Genomic DNA, 13,367 nt, shown 5'->3' with positions numbered 1-13,367 from the left:
GCCACCTCCTGCCCGGGGGTGGCTTTTTTTGTGTGACAAGAAAGGCTCGCCTCGGGTGGAGGCGAGCCTGCGGAGCTGCCGGAAAACAGGATGTCGCGTGTTGTCAGTTGGGGGCGAATTTGGCGGTAAGGTTCTGGCTCGCCGTGGCTCCCGTTATGACGACAAGATTGGCGGTGGTGCTGACGAAGCCGTTATCCCCGGTCCAGTTGACGAAGTGGTAACCGGACTTGGGCAGCGCCTTGACCGCCGAGCTCCAGCCTCCGGGCCAGAGGATCTGCGGGGTGGTGCCGCTGATGGTGCCTCCCGGTCCGGCCTCGAAGGTCAGGGTGTAGGTCGTGTTGTTGCTGACGAAGTTGGCCTTGATGTTGTAGTCGGAGGTGACGTTTTGCAGCTGCAACGGGTTCACGCTGGTCGCTACGAAGCCGTTGTCGCCGGTCCAGTTCACGAACCGGTAGCCGGAGTTCGCTACGGCGGTGACCGGGGAGCTCCAGCCGTCGGGGTAGAGGATCTGAAACACGGTACCGCTTACCGTGCCGCCTGCTCCTGCTTCGAAGTTGAGGCCGTAGGTCAGCGGCTGGGTGTCGACCGCGAAGTGGGCGGTGATGGTATGGTTGGCCGAAACGTTGGTCACTACCAGGGGATTCGCCATGGTGTTGGGGAAACCGTGGTCACCCGTCCACTCGACGAAGTGATAGCCGCTCAGTGGGATGGCGGTCATCGCCATGCTCGATGCGCCAGTGTTTACGACCTGCTGCGCGGGCCCCCCGCCGATGGACCCGCCGGCGCCTGCCTGGAAGGTGAGGGTATAGGTGACGACGTTGAGCGCGAAGTTGGCCGTGATGTTCATGTTGGCCCTGACGTTTGTCACCACCAGGGGGTTGACTGTAGTCGTCACGAAGCCGTTGTCGCCGGTCCAGTTGACGAAGTGGTAACCATCGGCCGGGACGGCGGTCATCGGGATGCTCGAGGCGCCTGCGATAACTACCTGCGGGGAGGTTCCACCACTAAGACCGCCCCAGGGTTGTACCGAGAAGGTGAGGGTATAGGTTCCGGGATCGGGAGCGAAGTTCGCCGTGATGGTCTGACTGACCGCGACATTGGTGAGCTGCAGCGGGTTGGTGATGGTGGTGACAAAGCCGTTGGTGCCGGTCCAGTTGACGAAGTGGTAACCGGTGCCCGCCACGGCGCTCACCGCCACGCTCGAGGCGCCCGGGCTCAAGACCTGGGGACTCGGTCCGCTGATGGTCCCTCCCGTGCCCGCCGTAAAAGTGAGGGTGTAAGATGACGGCTGGGAGTCGGGCTCGAAGTTGGCCGTGATGTTGTACGCGGCCTGGACGTACTGCAGGCGTAGCGGGTTGCAGGTGGTGGCGATGAAGCCGTTGTCGCCGGTCCAGTTGACGAAGTGGTAGCCGCTGGCGGGTACCGCGCTGACGGAGGAGCTCCAGCCGCCCGGCCAGAGGATCTGAGGCGAAATGCCGCTTACCGTTCCGCCGGTGCCGGCTGCGAAGGTCAGGGTGTAGGTCCTCTGGATCAGCGAGAAGTTGGCCGTGACCGAGAGGTTGGCGTTGACGTTGTAGTCGGTGCGCGCTGCGGTGGTCACGCCGTCACTCCAGGAGATGAACTGGTAGCCGGAATTGGCGACCGCGGTTACCTGGCTGCCGCTGCCGTCGGGCAGTACGATCTGTCTGGCTGTGCCGGTAATGCTGCCGTTTGGGCCGGCCAGGTATTCCAGGGTATAGCTGGGGCCGAATCCCACAAAAGCCTGGACCCGGTCGTTGAGATCCGTCACGTAGACCACGGTCCCCGCGGCGTTGATGGCGATGCCGCCCGGGCTTTTAAACTGGCCGTTCCCCGAGCCGGCAGTGCCCCATTCGCCCTTGAGGTTACCGCCGCTGTCGAAGACCCGGACTCGGTTGAGTTCTGGTTGAGTCAGGTAGATGTTGCCGTTTCCATCGATCGCCAGTCCCCGCCCTTTGCCGGTTGCGTACTGAGCCAGCAGTGCGCCGGAACCCGAAAATTTCCACACTTGATCGCCGGTCACGGTGTAGGCATTACCCCCGCTATCTGTCGCCAGGTTGAGGGGATTGAAGCTGCGCAAGTCGGGATACCCCCATTTGAGGAGGAAGTTCCCGCTGGAGTCGTACTTTTCGACGACACCGTTGGCATCAGCTATGAAGATGTTGCTGGCAGGGTCGGTCGCCACGCCATAGATCCCGCTGAACACGTAGGGGGTACTCTGCAGGGAGGGCCAACTGGTGAGGAATTGCCCGTTGCTGTCGAACTTCTGCACCAGGACGCGGTCGACCACGAAGACCTCGTCGTTGCCTCCGACCGCCACACCGGTTGGGTAATCAAACTTACCGTTCCCCGATCCCTGCTCGCCCCACTTGGCGAGGAAGTTGCCCGAGGCATCGAACTTCTGGATCCGGAAGAAACCCTCGTCGGCCACGAAGACGTTCCCGTTGCGGTCTACGGAAAGCCCCTGCGGATTGCGCAGTTCACCGTTGGCCGCGACCTCCCCGAAGGACGTCTGGTAGCTTCCGGTGGCGGAAAACTTCTGCACCCGCTGGGAATCAGACACAAAGATGGTGCCTGCCGAGTCGAGCGTCATCGCGTTGGGGTGGTCGAACTGGCCGGCATTGAACCCTTGGGAGCCAAAGCTCGCAACGAAGGTTCCCGCCGCGTCGAAGATCTGGATGGCGCCGTAGGCACCCTGGCTCACGTAGATCCTGCCGCTGCTATCTACGGCGACCCCGCTGATGGCCTGGGGGTTGGTCGGCGGAGAACCTTTGACCAAAAACGACATTAGGAATTGCCCCGAACTGGTGAACTTCTGGAGGCGTCCCCCCTGGTCGCCGACGTAGACGTTGTCGTTGCTGTCCACCGTCAGGGCACCCGGCGATGAGACGCTCGTGGCGTAATCGCTTGTTTCGCTCCACAACAAGAGGAAATTGCCGGAATTATCATACTTTTTGATCGAGAAGTTCAGCTGGTCTGCGGCGTACACGTTGCCGACGCTGTCGACAGCTAGCGCCGTAAGGTACTTGAACTGCCTGGTGCCGTATCCGTAGCCTCCCCACGAGGTCATCAGATTTCCCGAGCTGTCCAACTTGTAGATGGAGTTCGTGCCGCTGTCGGCCACGAACATGTTTCCCTGGGTGTCGCGGGCTAGTGCCGTAGGGCAGGTGGCGCCCGGCACCGGGAACTGCGCGAGGAGGTTCCCCGCAGGTCCGAACTTCAGCACCCTGATATGGCCTGTGTCAACAACGTAGAGATTTCCTTGCGGGTCGACGGCTACCCCGTCAGCGCCCTTGATCAGCGGTTGAATGCCCCACTGGAAGAGGAAATCCCCGGGAGCCGCCAGTGCTTGGCGTACCTCGAAAAGCGGCGCCAACGCCACCAGCAGAATGATGATGAGCAACCTGGTTATGCTTCTCATGGTGTTTCTCCTTTTACCACGTCGTTTTGCTACGTTGCGACTGCTCCGTCAGCTGGAGCCGGCGCACGGTCCATTCCTCCTGGTCATAAGCGCAGTGCACGGCATGCGAGACCTGGCGTCCCGTAGGTGACCTCCTTTCTCCTTTGCTGCCGATTCCCTCCTGGGCTACCAGCTGATGTCGACGGAAAAGCCGGGCTTTAAATTAAAAGGTCTTCACAGGTCGTGCCCGCCGAGGTGCTGGAGCGAGCGACCGTTAACACCTGAGAGAACAGCCTTTTCTGGAGGCACCTTTCCCGGGCGTTAACCGCAGCGTGATCGCCGGTTGCACAGCACTCAGCACGACTGGTGCGGGTACCTGTTGGGTTACAGGTAGTTAGGCGGGGAAGGGGAGGGGGGCTACAGATGTGCAGAGGTTGAACAGCGCGGGGGCCTTGGTCACACCGCAGTAGCGTCAGGAGCGCCATTGACGCTAAGATTAGAGTGGCTAAACTTATCGACGTGCGTGGGGCCGGGGGGGTCCGGCCGGTCGCGCAGGCCCGCTTAGGGGAGGAAACCATGACACGACGCTGCCTGAACATCCTGATGATCTGTCACCGCAACCGGTTGGACGCCTACGCACGACCGCACGCGCTGGCGGCGCAACTGGTGCGGCGCGGGCACCGCGTGACGCTGCTTTTGCACTCGGTAAACGACCGCTTCGGCATCAGGACCTTCGACTGGGACGGGGTGCGCGCGGTGGAGATCCCGGATCTGCTCTGGGGTCGGATGCGCACCGGATGGGACCCCTGGAACACCTTGAACAGGATCTACTTTTTAAGCCGCGAGAGGGAGCGCTACGACCTGGTGCACTGTTTCGAAACCCGCCCCGCGACCATCTACCCGGCGCTCTACTTCGTGAGAAAGCACAACCTCCCCTGGATCACCGACTGGAACGACTGGTTCGGCAGGGGAGGGCTCATCGAGATAAACCGGCCCGGCTGGTACCGGACCCTGTTCGGCGGCCTGGAGACCTACTACGAGGAGGCGTTCAGGCCAAAGGCAGACGGTCTCACCGTGATCTCCACCGCGCTTGCCGACCGGGCCAGCGGGCTGGGGCTGCTCCCGGAGCGGGTCTGCCACATCCCGGGGGGGACCTTTCCCGACTGGTTCAAGGCCCGCTCCAAGCAGGAGTGCCGGCTGCGCATGGGGTTCCCCATGGGGGCGAAGATCCTCGGCTTCAGCTCCTCGACCTCGCACTTCGATCTCGAGATCGTGCTGAAGGCGCTGAAACGGGTGGCCGCAGAGTACCCTGAGGTGATGCTGGTGATCACCGGCAAGGCCCGCAAGGCGGTGCGTGAGATGGTGCGGGAGTTTGAAGTGGAGGCGCTGGTGCACTTCACGGGCTACGTCTCGCTGGAGGCGCTCCCCTGGTACCTGGGGTGCGCGGACCTCTTCCTGCTCCCCATGGCCGACCGCCCCTACAACTGGGGGCGCTGGCCCAACAAGATGTGCGAGTACCTAAGCCTGGGGCGCCCGACGGTAGCGAACCCGGTGGGGGACATAAAGCAGCTGTTCGAGTCGGAGCAGGTGGGGCTTCTGGCCGGCTGGGAGGCGGAGGATTTCGCCGCCAAGATCCTGCACCTGTTGGACAATCCCACCCTGGCGGCCCGACTGGGCGAGCAGGCGCGCCAGGTTGCGGTGAGCCTGTACGACTGGCACAAGTTGGGTGCCGATCTGGAGGCATTTTACTTCCGGGTCCTGGAGAGCCGGGAAGAGGGACCCCAGGTGGGCGAACCGCTTCCTGGGGATGGCGTCGGCAAGCTTACCGGAAGCCACCACACTACGGGCTCGAACTTCCGGCAGTGGCTGATCGCGATCCTCAAGCACTACTTCCTGCGCGCCCACCTGGTCAGCTGACCAAACGATCGCCGCGGCTCTGCCCACGGGAGGGACGCGGCTACTTCACCAGGTCCATGAACGCGTCCTCGGTGAGAACCGGCACCCCCAGTTCCCGGGCCTTTTCCAGCTTGCTCCCCGCCTCGCTTCCCGCCACGACGTAATCGGTCTTCTTGGAAACGCTCCCCGCGGCGTGCCCACCCTCCAGCTCGACGATCTTCTTGGCGTCGTCGCGGGTGAAGCGGGTCAGCGTGCCGGTAAAGACGAAGGTCTTGCCGGTGAACCTGCCGCCCAGGCGCTTCTCCTCCACCGACGGGGTGACCCCGGCCGCCAAAAGCCTCCTGATGATCTCCTGGTTCTCCTTATTTTTGAAGAAGTCGGTGATGCTTTCGGCGACCTGCGGGCCGACCTCCCGGATCGAGGTGAGTTCCGCCTCGGTCGCCTGGGCCAGGTTCTCCATGCTGCCGAAGGCGTTGGCCAGAAGCTTCGCCGTGTGCTCCCCGACGTTTCTGATCCCCAGGGCGAAGATGAACCGGGAGAGCTCGCGGGTCTTACTGTTCTCTATGGCGGCCAGGAGGTTCTCGGAGAGCTTGTCCCCCATGCGCTCGAACTGCATGAACTCTTCCTTGGTGAGGGTGTAGATGTCCGCCACGTCCTTCACCAGGTGCAGGCTCAAGAGCTGCTCGATGAACTTCTCCCCCAGCCCTTCGATGTCCATGGCGCGGCGCGAGGCGAAGTGCTTCAGCGATTCCCGGATCTGGGCCGGGCAGGCGAGCCCGACGCAGCGCACCGCCACCTCGCCCGGCACCTGCACCACCTCGCCGCCGCACTCGGGGCAGGATGCGGGGATCGGGAGCGGCTCCTGGCGCTCGGCCCCCTCCACCGTGATCACCTTGACCACCGCCGGTATCACGTCGCCGGCGCGCTCCACCACCACGGTGTCCCCCTTGCGGATGTCCTTTCTCTGCATCTCTTCCCAGTTGTGCAGGGTGGCCCGGGCGACCATGACGCCTGAGACCTCCACCGGCTTTAAATGGGCAACCGGCGTGATCACCCCGGTGCGGCCCACCTGCGGCACGATGTCCTCGACCACGGTGGTCGCCTGGCGCGGCGGGAACTTCCAGGCGATCGCCCAGCGCGGCGAGCGGCTCTTCTCCCCCAGGTCGCGCTGCAGAGCGTAAGAGTCCACCTTGATCACCACCCCGTCGATCTCGTAAGGGAGGTCGTCGCGGCGCTCCATCATCCCCTGGTAGTAGGAGACCACCTCCTCGATCCCCGGCACAACCTTGGCGAGCTCGTTGACCGGCAGCCCCCACTCCGGGATGCGGTTGAGGAAGTCGCTTTGCGAGGCAAACTCGATGCCGCGCGTCTCGCCCTGGGCGTAGCAGAAGAGGGTCAGCGGGCGCTTGGCGGTGATGCGCGAGTCGAGCTGGCGTAGTGAGCCAGCCGCGGCGTTGCGGGGATTGGCGAAAAACGGGAGCCCTTCCTCTTCGCGCTCCTTGTTGAACTTGCGGAAGGGGGCGAGCGGGAGGTAGACCTCGCCGCGCACCGTGAAGAGTTCGGGGGGATTAGCGGCGCGCAGACGCAGCGGGATGTCCTTGATGGTCTTCAGGTTTTCGGTGATCTCCTCGCCCACCAAGCCGTCGCCGCGGGTGGAACCTATCTCGAAGAGACCGGCGCGGTAGACCAGTTCCACCGCAAGGCCGTCCATCTTCGGCTCGCACATGTAGGCGACCGGTGCGTCGGAGGCGAGACCGAGGAAGCGTTTCACCCGGTCGTCGAAGTCGCGGATGTCCTGCTCGGTGAAGCCGTTTTCCAGCGAGAGCATTGGCGTCGAGTGGGGCACCTGGGAGAACTTGGCGAGCGGCTTGCCCCCCACCCGGTGGGTCGGCGAGTCCGGCAGGGCCAGCTCCGGGAAGCTGGTCTCGAGGCCCTGCAACTCCTTGAAGAGCGCGTCGTACTCGGCGTCGGTGATCTCCGGCATGTCCTTTTCGTAGTAGAGCCGGTTGTGCCGCTCGATTTCACGAGTAAGAAAGGCAATGCGCTCGGTCGCTGCGTTACGGTCCATATAAAGCTCCTGATTCAGATGCGAAATTCAATAAACGAAAGCCTTAACCACAGAGGCGCACAGAGGATCACAGAGGAAAGGCAAACCGGGAACGGGAGGCAAGAACGTGCCGTGCCTTTCCTGAGGGTACCTCTGTGTGCCTCTTTGGTTAATGCTTTCGGTCGAAAACCATCCTGTATAGCATATGCCCAACGAGAAGGAAACTGGCACGGATATAGCGGCTTGATTTGCCTCGGCCGTTCTGGTAGTTATAACGGGCCGCCGTCTGCCAGACCGGCGGCTCTTTTTTGGCCCGCGCTCAGGTGGGGCTGCAAAAAAGGACGCACTATCAAGAGGTTTGCATGCTCGACCTTTCCCGATTGAACCCCGAACAACTCGCCGCCGTCAAACACACCGAGGGGCCGTTGCTGGTCCTGGCCGGCGCGGGTTCCGGCAAGACCGGCGTCATCACCTACCGGATCGCGCACCTCATCCTGAACAAGAAGGTGCCGCCCGACCAGATCCTCGCCGTCACCTTCACCAACAAGGCCGCCAAGGAGATGAAGGAGCGCGTCGAGCACCTGGTGGGACGCAAGAACTGCAAGGGGATCGTGCTCTCCACCTTCCACTCGCTGGGTCTTCGGGTCCTGAAGCGCGACATCGAGTGCCTCGGGTACAAGAAGAACTTCTCCATCTACTCGACCGCGGACCAGGTAGGGCTGGTGCGCCAGATCGTGCGCGAGGTGAACTCGAGCAGCAAGAAGTACGACGCCGAGCAGATCATCTTTCGCATCTCGGGCGCCAAGAACAAGCTGATCCCGCCGGACCGCTTCACCCCGAACCCGACGGACGAGGTGGAGATGATGGCGGCGCTCGTCTACCCGCGCTACCAGTCGGCCTTGAAGGCCTACAACGCCATCGACTTCGACGACATCATCATGCTGACCGCCGAGCTGTTGCAGCACCACCCCAAGGTGCTCCAGCACTGGCAGGACCGCTTCAGCTACATCATGGTCGACGAGTACCAGGACACCAACTCGTCCCAGTACCTCTTGGTCAGCAGCCTGGCCGCTGGGTGCGGCAATCTGTGCGTGGTGGGGGACGACGACCAGTCCATCTACGGCTGGCGCGGCGCCGACGTCGGGAACATCCTCGATTTCGAGAAGGATTTCAAGGGGTGCCGCACCATAAAGCTGGAGCAGAACTACCGCTCGACCGGCAACATCCTGGACGCCGCCAACAGCGTCATCAGCAACAACAAGGTGAGAAAGGCGAAGAAGCTCTGGACCGCCACCGGGACCGGGCCGCTCATCGACCTCTGCATCGTCCAGGACGACGAGGAGGAGGCGACCTCGGTGGTGGAGCGGATCCAGCTCGAGCGCTTCAAGAAGGACACCCCCTACAGCGACTTCGCCATCCTCTACCGCACCAACTCGCAAAGCCGCGCCTTCGAGGAGCAGCTCCGTTTCGAGGACATCCCTTACGTGCTGGTGGGGGGGACCCAGTTCTTTGAGCGCAAGGAGGTGAAGGACACCATCTCCTACCTGAGGGTGATCGCGAACCCGATGGACGAGGTGGCGCTGTTGCGCATCATCAACTTCCCCAAGCGCGGCATCGGCGACCACACGGTGATCCGGATCAACCAGTGGTCGCTGGAAAACGAGGTGCCGCTCTTCGAGGCGCTGGGCAGGGTAGGGGAGATCGAGGGGGTCACCGACGTGATCCGGGACAAGGTGCTCGCTTTCCACGATCTCCTGATCGACGCATCCGAGCGCTTTCACGGCGAGGGGAGCATCGCCGAGAAGGGGAAGGACCTCTTCGAGCGGCTGGGGATCGAATCGGAGATCTACCGGACCATAGACGACCAGAAGGCCGCGCGGCGCAAGGTGGAGAACGTCGAGCAGGTGATCAACTCGATGGCCGCCTACGAGGAGCGGGTCCCCGCGGCGACGCTTTCCGGTTTCATGGAGAAGGTCTCGCTGATGGACGAGGACCGCTTCTCGGGGAAGGACAAGAAGGAGCACGGCAAGGACGCGGTGACGCTCATGTCGCTGCACTCCAGCAAGGGGCTCGAGTTCCCCTTCGTCTTCCTGGTAGGGATGGAGGACGAGATCCTGCCGCACAAGCGCTCCATCTACGAGGACGATTCCATCGACGAGGAGCGGCGGCTTTGCTACGTCGGAATCACCCGGGCGCGCCAGCAGCTGGTGATGACCCGCACCCTGTTCCGCAAGAAGTACGGCAAGCTGCAGGAACGTGTCCCGTCGCGGTTTCTGGACGAGATCCCGCCCGCTGTCCTGAACGTGATACAAAGCGGCGTCGTAAAGGAGACCTCCGAGGAAGAGGCCGAGAAGAACGCGGAAGGTTTCTTCGCAAAGATGCGGGCGATGATGGGGTAACTGCAGAGCCTGACCACAGCTTCGCTCATAAGCCGTAAACCTCAAAGGCGCACAGGGGGCACAGAGCAAGAGACAAAAAACGAACCGGTTTCTCTTTTTTCTCTGGATCCTCTGTGCGCCTCTGTTGTGAGGCGGTAATTTTTTTTGCTTCAGCGCATTGTCAATTGTCCATTGTCCAGTACTATTTGGTTTTCTTAATCGTCTTGTCGCCGGGATGCCACCCCAGCGGGCAGAGCGAGCCGGTCTGCAGCGCCTCCAGGACCCTCAGGGTCTCCTCGATGCTGCGTCCCACATCAAGATTGTGCACCACCTGGTACTGGAGAATCCCCTCCGGGTCGATGATGTAGAGCGCCCGCAGGGCGACGCCTTCCTTCTCGTCCAGGCAGCCGTACTTATCCGCCGTTTCCTTCTTCAGGTCGGAAAGCAGCGGGAACTTGAGGTTCCCCAGGTCGCCGCGCTGCACCCAGGCCAGGTGCGAGAACTTGCTGTCGGTCGAGGCACCCAGCACCACCGCGTCGAGCGCTGCGAATTTGTCGAGGGCGGCGTTGAAACCGCGGATCTCGGTCGGGCAGACGAAGGTGAAATCCATCGGGTAGAAGAAGAGCACGACCCACTTGCCGTGGTAGTCGGCCAGGTTGATGGTCTTGAATTCCTTGCCCTGTTCCGTGCCGACCAAGGCGTCGAGGACAAAGCCGGGAGCCGGTTCTCCAACCTTGGCGACGTGCGCCGGGGCGGGCGGAGCGGCCAACGCCGGGGCCGCGGTGGGCAGTATCAGGGCAGCGAGCAAAAGCAGCGCGGACAGTCTCATGTCTTTTCCTCCGGAAAAGTGCGAATCGAGGCTCAGGATATCTCTTAGTACCCCGGCAGGTTTCTAATAATACCCTTGGAGATTGGCAAATTGCAACTGAATGAGGAAAAACTATTCACCTCCGAGGGTTTGTATGATAAAAAAACCGGATGATTCAATGACGTGCATAACTCTACACAAAGGAGCGTAACTACATGAGTGAAGAAAAAAATCCCCAGGTGGTCATGGAAACCTCGATGGGGACGGTGAAAATCGAACTGTTCAAGGATAAAGCTCCCATCTCGGTGCGTAACTTCCTGTCCTATGTCAAGGAAGCCTACTACGACGACACCATCTTCCACCGCGTCATCAAGAGCTTCATGATTCAGGGCGGCGGTCTGGATGAGAACATGCAGCCGAAGAAGACTAAGTTCGCCATCAAGAACGAGGCGACCAACGGTCTTAAAAACGTACGCGGCACCCTGGCCATGGCCCGCACCTCCGTCGTGGACAGCGCCACCTCCCAGTTCTTCATCAACGTCGTCGACAACGCCTTCCTGGACCACTCCGGCAAGACCCCGGACCGTTTCGGCTATGCCGTGTTCGGTCAGGTCGTCGAAGGGATGGATATCGTTGATGCCATCCGCGAGGTGAAAACCGGCAACAAGGCCGGCCACCAGGATGTGCCGGTCGAGACGGTGTTCATCAAGTCGATCAAGCTCGCCGAATAGCCTGCTGGAAGCCAGCCGCAAAAAAGCCCCATCCTCACCGGTGGGGCTTTTTTCGTTGCAGGGCGCCTGGGAGCCCCGTGGTTCCTCTGGGGAGGCGGCCAGGGGCTTCCGCCTCTCATGGATGCTGCGGGACACGGCTAGAGCGCTTGCACCGTGACCTTCGGGGTGATGCCATCGAGCGCTACGCCCGAGGCATCTTTGAAGACGAAGTCCTGGACCGTGAAGGAGCCGGTGCCGGGAACCGTGCCCGTGGTGGCGCTGCAGGTAAGTGCTGCAAGTGGGCCGACGACCAGGCCCATCGGGTTGGCGATGATCATCTTGACGGTGGCCGGAGCAGTTGTCGATGCTGCCGTGTAACGGGCGCCGACAAAGGCGGTCGGGTCGGCGGCTGCAATGAGGTTGGAGGGTACCTCGCCGGTTCCCGGGTCTGCGCTGACCGCCACCCCTGCCGGAAACCGCAGGGTGAGTTCGGCCGAGTAGAAGACGGTGGCAGGGTTCCCCGCCTGGCTGGCAACCTGCAGCATCAGCCCGCGAGGCTGCTGGGGGGCGTCCACCACGCTTCCCCCTCCCGAACCTCCGCAACCGCAGATCGCAACCAGTACCAGCGCCAGTATCAGGAGTCTCATCTCCCCTCCTCTAGAAGCCATGACCTAATTTGCCTACAGGAATGCCTCGCCCGGAAAGTCTAGCCGGTGGGAGATTGGTTTCAACTCATAATCGATGGCTCAAGTTGCCTCAGACATTCCCGAAAAGAGCCTTTAGTGTCTGCCGTGTTGACTGCTACTGGCTGTCGGCTCGACCCGGAACTGTTTAATTCGTTGACAAAGACAGAGGTGGATTATACAATTCCGTGCTTTGGATCGCTAATTGCTGCACACCACAGAAGGGGGTTCATTCCATATGGAGATGAAGGATTTCATTTTTACTTCCGAGTCTGTCTCAGAAGGGCATCCGGACAAGGTTGCCGACCAGGTATCTGACGCCATTCTCGACGCGATCCTGACCCAGGATCCCAAGGCCCGCGTGGCTTGCGAGACCCTGGTAACCACCGGCATGGCCGTCATCGCCGGCGAGATCACCACCAACGCCGTGATCGACTACCCGAAGATCGCCCGTGAGACCATCCGCGAGATCGGCTACAACGATTCCGCAATGGGCTTTGACTGGGAAACCTGTGCCATCCTTACCTCCATCGATAAGCAGTCCCCGGATATCGCCCAGGGTGTGAACGAAGGCGACGGCCTTTACAAGGAGCAGGGCGCCGGCGACCAGGGTCTCATGTTCGGTTTTGCCTGCAACGAAACCCCGGAACTGATGCCGATGTCGATCCTGCTGGCCCACAAGCTGGTATCCCGTCTGGCCGACGTCCGCAAGGCCGGCGTGCTCGACTTCCTCCGTCCCGACTCCAAGTCCCAGGTCTCCATCCAGTACATCGACGACAAGCCGGTGCACGTGGACACCGTGGTCATCTCCTCGCAGCACACCCCCGAGGTGTCCTACGAGATGATCAAGGAAGGGATCATCGAGGAAGTCGTCAAGAAGATCATCCCGGCGAACCTGATGGACGCCAAAACCAAGTTCCTGATCAACCCGACCGGCCGTTTCGTCATCGGCGGCCCGATGGGCGACTGCGGTCTGACCGGCCGCAAGATCATCGTGGACAGCTACGGCGGGCACGGCGCCCACGGCGGCGGTGCTTTCTCCGGCAAGGACCCCTCCAAGGTGGACCGTTCCGCAGCGTACATGGGCCGCTATGTAGCGAAGAACCTGGTTGCTGCCGGCCTGTGCGACAAGTGCGAAGTCCAGGTCGCCTACGCCATTGGCGTGGCCGAGCCGGTCTCCGTCATGGTCGATACCAACGGCACCGGCAAGATCCCTTCCAAGCGGATCGCCGAGATCGTGCGTGAAGTCTTCGACCTGCGTCCGCGCGCCATCATCGAGCAGCTCGACCTTTTGCGTCCGATCTACCGCAAGACCGCAGCCTACGGCCACTTCGGCCGCGAACTTCCCGAGTTCACCTGGGAGCGCACCGACAAGGCCGCGCTCATCAAGGAGAAGGCAGGGCTGTAACAGCAGATCGAGTAAAAGA

At 61.8% G+C, this 13,367-nt stretch carries 8 protein-coding genes; 4 read left to right on the top strand and 4 right to left on the bottom strand.

What is annotated here, in order from left to right:
• Positions 1-103: 103 nt before the first annotated feature.
• Positions 104-3,439 carry an InlB B-repeat-containing protein gene (locus GMST_RS08540; RefSeq protein WP_183354224.1) on the bottom strand — a complete coding sequence of 1,112 codons (3,336 nt, stop codon included), beginning with the start codon at positions 3,437-3,439 and terminating at the stop codon, positions 104-106.
• 555 nt (positions 3,440-3,994) lie between these two features.
• Here GMST_RS08540 and GMST_RS08535 point away from each other — a divergent pair.
• The gene (locus GMST_RS08535; RefSeq protein WP_183354223.1) at positions 3,995-5,335 is read left to right on the top strand and encodes a glycosyltransferase family 4 protein; all 1,341 of its coding nucleotides are present in this window, start codon (positions 3,995-3,997) and stop codon (positions 5,333-5,335) included.
• Between the two features lie 40 nt (positions 5,336-5,375).
• Here GMST_RS08535 and ligA read toward each other — a convergent pair whose 3' ends face one another.
• The gene (ligA, locus tag GMST_RS08530; protein ID WP_183354222.1) at positions 5,376-7,382 is read right to left on the bottom strand and encodes an NAD-dependent DNA ligase LigA; all 2,007 of its coding nucleotides are present in this window, start codon (positions 7,380-7,382) and stop codon (positions 5,376-5,378) included.
• A 341-nt stretch (positions 7,383-7,723) separates the two neighbouring features.
• On the opposite strand from ligA, the gene GMST_RS08525 reads away from it, so the two are divergent.
• Positions 7,724-9,760 (top strand): ATP-dependent helicase, encoded by a 2,037-nt coding sequence (locus tag GMST_RS08525; protein ID WP_183354221.1) that lies wholly within the window; start codon positions 7,724-7,726, stop codon positions 9,758-9,760.
• A 181-nt stretch (positions 9,761-9,941) separates the two neighbouring features.
• Here GMST_RS08525 and GMST_RS08520 read toward each other — a convergent pair whose 3' ends face one another.
• Positions 9,942-10,568, bottom strand: coding sequence for a peroxiredoxin (locus GMST_RS08520; RefSeq protein WP_183354220.1), 627 nt, complete (start codon positions 10,566-10,568; stop codon positions 9,942-9,944).
• A gap of 194 nt (positions 10,569-10,762) precedes the next feature.
• On the opposite strand from GMST_RS08520, the gene GMST_RS08515 reads away from it, so the two are divergent.
• Complete coding sequence (locus tag GMST_RS08515) at positions 10,763-11,278, top strand: peptidylprolyl isomerase (RefSeq protein WP_183354219.1); 516 nt, start codon at positions 10,763-10,765, stop codon at positions 11,276-11,278.
• Between the two features lie 137 nt (positions 11,279-11,415).
• On the opposite strand, the gene GMST_RS08510 is transcribed toward GMST_RS08515, so the two are convergent.
• Positions 11,416-11,904: a hypothetical protein gene (locus GMST_RS08510; RefSeq protein ID WP_183354218.1), complete on the bottom strand. Its 489-nt coding sequence runs from the start codon at positions 11,902-11,904 to the stop codon at positions 11,416-11,418.
• Positions 11,905-12,178: 274 nt separating this feature from the next.
• Here GMST_RS08510 and metK point away from each other — a divergent pair, with 274 nt between their 5' ends.
• Positions 12,179-13,348 carry a methionine adenosyltransferase gene (gene metK / locus GMST_RS08505; RefSeq protein ID WP_183354217.1) on the top strand — a complete coding sequence of 390 codons (1,170 nt, stop codon included), beginning with the start codon at positions 12,179-12,181 and terminating at the stop codon, positions 13,346-13,348.
• Positions 13,349-13,367 lie beyond the last annotated feature (19 nt).

Source organism: Geomonas silvestris (assembly GCF_014193515.1).
GTDB lineage: Bacteria > Desulfobacterota > Desulfuromonadia > Geobacterales > Geobacteraceae > Geomonas > Geomonas silvestris.
This window is presented reverse-complemented; position numbering and strand designations above follow the sequence as displayed.

Bases quoted from the DNA above. Each gene is read 5' to 3' on its own strand.
- ligA (WP_183354222.1), bottom strand. From the start codon at position 7,382: ATGGACCGTAACGCAGCGACCGAGCGCATTGCCTTTCTTACTCGTGAA.
- GMST_RS08540 (WP_183354224.1), bottom strand. From the start codon at position 3,439: ATGAGAAGCATAACCAGGTTGCTCATCATCATTCTGCTGGTGGCGTTG.
- GMST_RS08525 (WP_183354221.1), top strand. From the start codon at position 7,724: ATGCTCGACCTTTCCCGATTGAACCCCGAACAACTCGCCGCCGTCAAA.
- metK (WP_183354217.1), top strand. From the start codon at position 12,179: ATGGAGATGAAGGATTTCATTTTTACTTCCGAGTCTGTCTCAGAAGGG.
- GMST_RS08520 (WP_183354220.1), bottom strand. From the start codon at position 10,568: ATGAGACTGTCCGCGCTGCTTTTGCTCGCTGCCCTGATACTGCCCACC.
- GMST_RS08515 (WP_183354219.1), top strand. From the start codon at position 10,763: ATGAGTGAAGAAAAAAATCCCCAGGTGGTCATGGAAACCTCGATGGGG.
- GMST_RS08510 (WP_183354218.1), bottom strand. From the start codon at position 11,904: ATGAGACTCCTGATACTGGCGCTGGTACTGGTTGCGATCTGCGGTTGC.
- GMST_RS08535 (WP_183354223.1), top strand. From the start codon at position 3,995: ATGACACGACGCTGCCTGAACATCCTGATGATCTGTCACCGCAACCGG.